General features: G+C 58.0%; 3 rRNA genes. All 3 read left to right on the forward strand.

The annotated features are described in order from the left end of the window. Nucleotides 1-231 precede the first annotated feature (231 nt). The 3 genes from MXD58_RS18825 (at nucleotide 232) to rrf (ending at nucleotide 5,451) form a co-directional block, all read left to right on the forward strand. A 16S ribosomal RNA gene (locus MXD58_RS18825) occupies nucleotides 232-1,741 on the forward strand. Nucleotides 1,742-2,156: 415 nt separating this feature from the next. Further along, a 23S ribosomal RNA gene (locus tag MXD58_RS18830) occupies nucleotides 2,157-5,261 on the forward strand. A 73-nt stretch (nucleotides 5,262-5,334) separates the two neighbouring features. Next, nucleotides 5,335-5,451, forward strand: a 5S ribosomal RNA gene (rrf, locus tag MXD58_RS18835). Together the 16S, 23S and 5S rRNA genes form the textbook arrangement of a ribosomal RNA operon. Nucleotides 5,452-5,486: the final 35 nt, after the last annotated feature.

Below are 5,486 nucleotides of genomic sequence, written 5' to 3' on the forward strand. Positions count from 1 at the left end.
GCGTCTGCTCCTTGAGAACTCAACAGCGTGCCGATTGTCAGTGCCAAATATGTTTGACCCCGTTCATGGCCTGGCTGGTTGTGCTTCTGCTTCGGTGGGGGTGTGGCTGGTTGTGGTTGTGAGGGATTCCTTTGGACACGATGCTCGCAGGGTCTCGCATGTTTGTGTGGGGTTTTGTGGGTGTTGATGTCGGGATCTGGCCGGATGTTTTCATGTCCGGTTCTTCATGCATTGATGGAGAGTTTGATCCTGGCTCAGGACGAACGCTGGCGGCGTGCTTAACACATGCAAGTCGAGCGAGGAACTTCGGTTCCTAGCGGCGAACGGGTGAGTAACACGTGGGCAACCTGCCCCAAGCTCTGGAATAACCTCGGGAAACCGGGGCTAATGCCGGATATGACATCACTGGGCATCTGGTGGTGTGGAAAGATTTATCGGCTTGGGATGGGCCCGCGGCCTATCAGCTTGTTGGTGGGGTGATGGCCTACCAAGGCGACGACGGGTAGCCGGCCTGAGAGGGCGACCGGCCACACTGGGACTGAGACACGGCCCAGACTCCTACGGGAGGCAGCAGTGGGGAATATTGCGCAATGGGCGAAAGCCTGACGCAGCGACGCCGCGTGAGGGATGACGGCCTTCGGGTTGTAAACCTCTTTCAGCAGGGACGAAGCGAAAGTGACGGTACCTGCAGAAGAAGCACCGGCCAACTACGTGCCAGCAGCCGCGGTAATACGTAGGGTGCAAGCGTTGTCCGGAATTATTGGGCGTAAAGAGCTCGTAGGCGGCTTGTCGCGTCGGCTGTGAAAACCCGGGGCTCAACCCCGGGCCTGCAGTCGATACGGGCAGGCTAGAGTCCGGCAGGGGAGACTGGAATTCCTGGTGTAGCGGTGAAATGCGCAGATATCAGGAGGAACACCGGTGGCGAAGGCGGGTCTCTGGGCCGGAACTGACGCTAAGGAGCGAAAGCGTGGGGAGCGAACAGGATTAGATACCCTGGTAGTCCACGCCGTAAACGTTGGGCGCTAGGTGTGGGGGACCTTCCACGGCCTCCGTGCCGCAGCTAACGCATTAAGCGCCCCGCCTGGGGAGTACGGCCGCAAGGCTAAAACTCAAAGGAATTGACGGGGGCCCGCACAAGCGGCGGAGCATGTGGCTTAATTCGATGCAACGCGAAGAACCTTACCAGGGTTTGACATGCAGGGAAATCCATCAGAGATGGTGGGTCCGCAAGGGTCCTGCACAGGTGGTGCATGGCTGTCGTCAGCTCGTGTCGTGAGATGTTGGGTTAAGTCCCGCAACGAGCGCAACCCTCGTCCTATGTTGCCAGCGAGTAATGTCGGGGACTCATAGGAGACTGCCGGGGTCAACTCGGAGGAAGGTGGGGATGACGTCAAGTCATCATGCCCCTTACGTCCTGGGCTGCACACATGCTACAATGGCCGGTACAAAGGGCTGCGATGCCGTGAGGTGGAGCGAATCCCAAAAAGCCGGTCTCAGTTCGGATCGGGGTCTGCAACTCGACCCCGTGAAGTCGGAGTCGCTAGTAATCGCAGATCAGCAATGCTGCGGTGAATACGTTCCCGGGCCTTGTACACACCGCCCGTCACGTCACGAAAGTCGGTAACACCCGAAGCCGGTGGCCTAACCCTTGTGGGAGGAGCCGTCGAAGGTGGGACCGGCGATTGGGACGAAGTCGTAACAAGGTAGCCGTACCGGAAGGTGCGGCTGGATCACCTCCTTTCTAAGGAGCGTCTGGCTGGTCTGTCCCGTTGGGGGTGGGCTGGTCCAGGGCCAGGGCCGGATGTGTAGGCCGGTCTGGTTGCTCGAGGGTGTGGACGCTGATGATTGTGGCTGCCTGCGTGTCTGGTGCCTAGTACTCCTGCTTTTGGGTGGGGTGGAACGGGGCTGGGTGGTGTGGGTGGTCCGTGGCGCGCTGTTGGGTCCTGAGGGAGTCAGGCCGGTTGTGGCTGGGACTTTCTTGATCCGCTTTTTGTGGGTGCCCCTGTCCTCCTGTGTGGGGGGTGGGGGTGTTCCGCGAGGGTGGTGCGGGCTGGTCGTCGCGGGATACTGCCTTCGTTTGTGGGGGTTAGTTCCGCTGGTGCGGCTGGTTGCCGTCCGTACGTTGAGAACTGCACAGTGGACGCGAGCATCTTTGTGGCCAAGTTATTAAGGGCGCACGGTGGATGCCTTGGCACCAGGAGCCGATGAAGGACGTGGGAGGCTGCGATATGCCTCGGGGAGCTGCCAACCTAGCTGTGATCCGAGGATTTCCGAATGGGGAAACCCGGCAGGGCTTTAAATCCTGTCACCCTTGCCTGAACACATAGGGCATGTGGAGGGAACGCGGGGAAGTGAAACATCTCATTACCCGCAGGAAGAGAAAACAACCGTGATTCCGCGAGTAGTGGCGAGCGAAAGCGGATCAGGCTAAACCATGGTCGTGTGATAGCCGGCAGGCGTTGCGATGGTGGGGTTGTGGGAGCATTCTGACGGGACTGCCGTTTCGTCGAGGAGTCAGAAAAAGTTCTGTTAGGTGAAGGTCATGCGAATGGACCGCCATAGAGGGTAATAGCCCTGTAACCGAAAACAGTTCTTCTCCTGAATGTTTTCCCAAGTAGCACGGAGCCCGTGAAATTCCGTGTGAATCTGGCGGGACCACCCGCTAAGCCTAAATACTCCCTGGTGACCGATAGCGGACTAGTACCGTGAGGGAAAGGTGAAAAGTACCCCGGGAGGGGAGTGAAATAGTACCTGAAACCGTGTGCCTACAATCCGTGGGAGCTGGACTTCGGTCTGGTGACCGCGTGCCTTTTGAAGAATGAGCCTGCGAGTTTGCGATGTGTGGCGAGGTTAACCCGTTGTGGGGTAGCCGTAGCGAAAGCGAGTCCGAAGAGGGCGTTTGAGTCGCATGTCCAAGACCCGAAGCCGAGTGATCTATCCATGGCCAGGTTGAAGCGCGGGTAAGACCGTGTGGAGGACCGAACCCACCAGGGTTGAAAACCTGGGGGATGAGCTGTGGATAGGGGTGAAAGGCCAATCAAACTCGGTGATAGCTGGTTCTCCCCGAAATGCATTTAGGTGCAGCGTCGCATGTTTCTTGCCGGAGGTAGAGCACTGGATGGCCTAGGGGGCCCACAAGCTTACTGAAGTCAGCCAAACTCCGAATGCCGGTAAGTGAAGTGCGGCAGTGAGACTGCGGGGGATAAGCTTCGTAGTCGAGAGGGAAACAGCCCAGATCGCCAGCTAAGGCCCCTAAGCGTGCGCTAAGTGGAAAAGGATGTGGAGTCGCACAGACAACCAGGAGGTTGGCTTAGAAGCAGCCACCCTTGAAAGAGTGCGTAATAGCTCACTGGTCAAGTGATTCCGCGCCGATAATGTAGCGGGGCTCAAGCGCACCGCCGAAGCTGCGGCATACACAAGTTCTCCAGGCGTCTGACGTCCAGGTTTGTGTATGGGTAGGGGAGCGTCGTGTGGCGTGTGAAGCGGCGGGGTGACCCAGTCGTGGATGCCATACGAGTGAGAATGCAGGCATGAGTAGCGAATGACGGGTGAGAAACCCGTCCGCCGAATGACCAAGGGTTCCTGGGGCAGGCTAATCCGCCCAGGGTGAGTCGGGACCTAAGGCGAGGCCGACAGGCGTAGTCGATGGACAACGGGTTGATATTCCCGTACCGGCGCTGACGCGCCCATGCTGAACCTGGTTGTGCTAACTGTTTGATCGTGCGTGTCTTTTCGAAGATATGTGTGTGAGGGCAGGATCCTGGCTGGTAGTAGGTAAGCGATGGGGTGACGCAGGAGGGTAGTCCAACCCAGGCGGTGGTTGTCCTGGGGCAAGGGTGTAGGACGGAACGTAGGTAAATCCGCGTTTCATGTGTCTGAGACCTGATGCCGAGCCGATTGTGGCGAAGTGGATGATCCCATGCTGCCGAGAAAAGCCTCTAGCGAGTGTCAGAGCCGCCCGTACCCTAAACCGACACAGGTGGTCAGGTAGAGAATACCAAGGCGTTCGAGTGAACTGTGGTTAAGGAACTCGGCAAAATGCCCCCGTAACTTCGGGAGAAGGGGGGCCGTTCTCCGTGTAGGGACTTGCTTCCGTAGCGGGGAGTGGCCGCAGAGACCAGGGGAAAGCGACTGTTTACTAAAAACATAGCTCCGTGCTAAGTCGTAAGACGATGTATACGGAGTGACGCCTGCCCGGTGCTGGAACGTTAAGGGGACGGGTTAGCTCTTCGGGGCGAAGCTCAGAACTTAAGCGCCAGTAAACGGCGGTGGTAACTATAACCATCCTAAGGTAGCGAAATTCCTTGTCGGGTAAGTTCCGACCTGCACGAATGGCGTAACGACTTTCCCACTGTCTCAACCACAGACTCGGCGAAATTGCACTACGAGTAAAGATGCTCGTTACGCGCGGCAGGACGGAAAGACCCCGGGACCTTTACTATAGCTTGATATTGGTGTTCGGTTCGGCTTGTGTAGGATAGGTGGGAGACTGTGAAGCTGGGACGCCAGTTCTGGTGGAGTCACTGTTGAAATACCACTCTGGTCGTACTGGATGTCTAACCTCGGTCCGTGATCCGGATCAGGGACAGTGTCTGGTGGGTAGTTTAACTGGGGCGGTTGCCTCCTAAAGAGTAACGGAGGCGCCCAAAGGTTCCCTCAGCCTGGTTGGCAATCAGGTGTTGAGTGCAAGTGCACAAGGGAGCTTGACTGTGAGACCGACAGGTCGAGCAGGTGCGAAAGCAGGGACTAGTGATCCGGCGGTGGCTTGTGGAAGCGCCGTCGCTCAACGGATAAAAGGTACCCCGGGGATAACAGGCTGATCTTGCCCAAGAGTCCATATCGACGGCAAGGTTTGGCACCTCGATGTCGGCTCGTCGCATCCTGGGGCTGGAGTAGGTCCCAAGGGTTGGGCTGTTCGCCCATTAAAGCGGTACGCGAGCTGGGTTTAGAACGTCGTGAGACAGTTCGGTCCCTATCCGCCGCGCGCGCAGGAGATTTGAGAAGGGCTGTCCCTAGTACGAGAGGACCGGGACGGACGAACCTCTGGTGTGCCAGTTGTTCTGCCAAGGGCATGGCTGGTTGGCTACGTTCGGAAGGGATAACCGCTGAAAGCATCTAAGCGGGAAGCCTGCTTCAAGATGAGATCTCCCACAGGGTAGCCTGGTAAGGCCCCCGACTAGATGATCGGGTTGATAGGCCGGAGGTGGAAGTGCGGCAACGCATGGAGCTGACCGGTACTAATAGGCCGAGGGCTTGTCTTCGAAGGTGCTACGCGTCCACTGTGCGGTTCTGACCGTTACGGCCGGTTTGTTCTGGCTGGTATGGTTACAGTGTTTCGGTGGTTTTGGCGAAGGGGAAACGCCCGGTCTCATTCCGAACCCGGAAGCTAAGCTCTTCAGCGCCGATGGTACTGCATGGGGGACCGTGTGGGAGAGTAGGACGCCGCCGGACTATATATACGTGTGGGGCTGCCCTGTTTTCAGGGC

The organism is Frankia sp. AgKG'84/4 (assembly GCF_023242965.2).
Classification (GTDB): Bacteria; Actinomycetota; Actinomycetes; order Frankiales; family Frankiaceae; genus Frankia.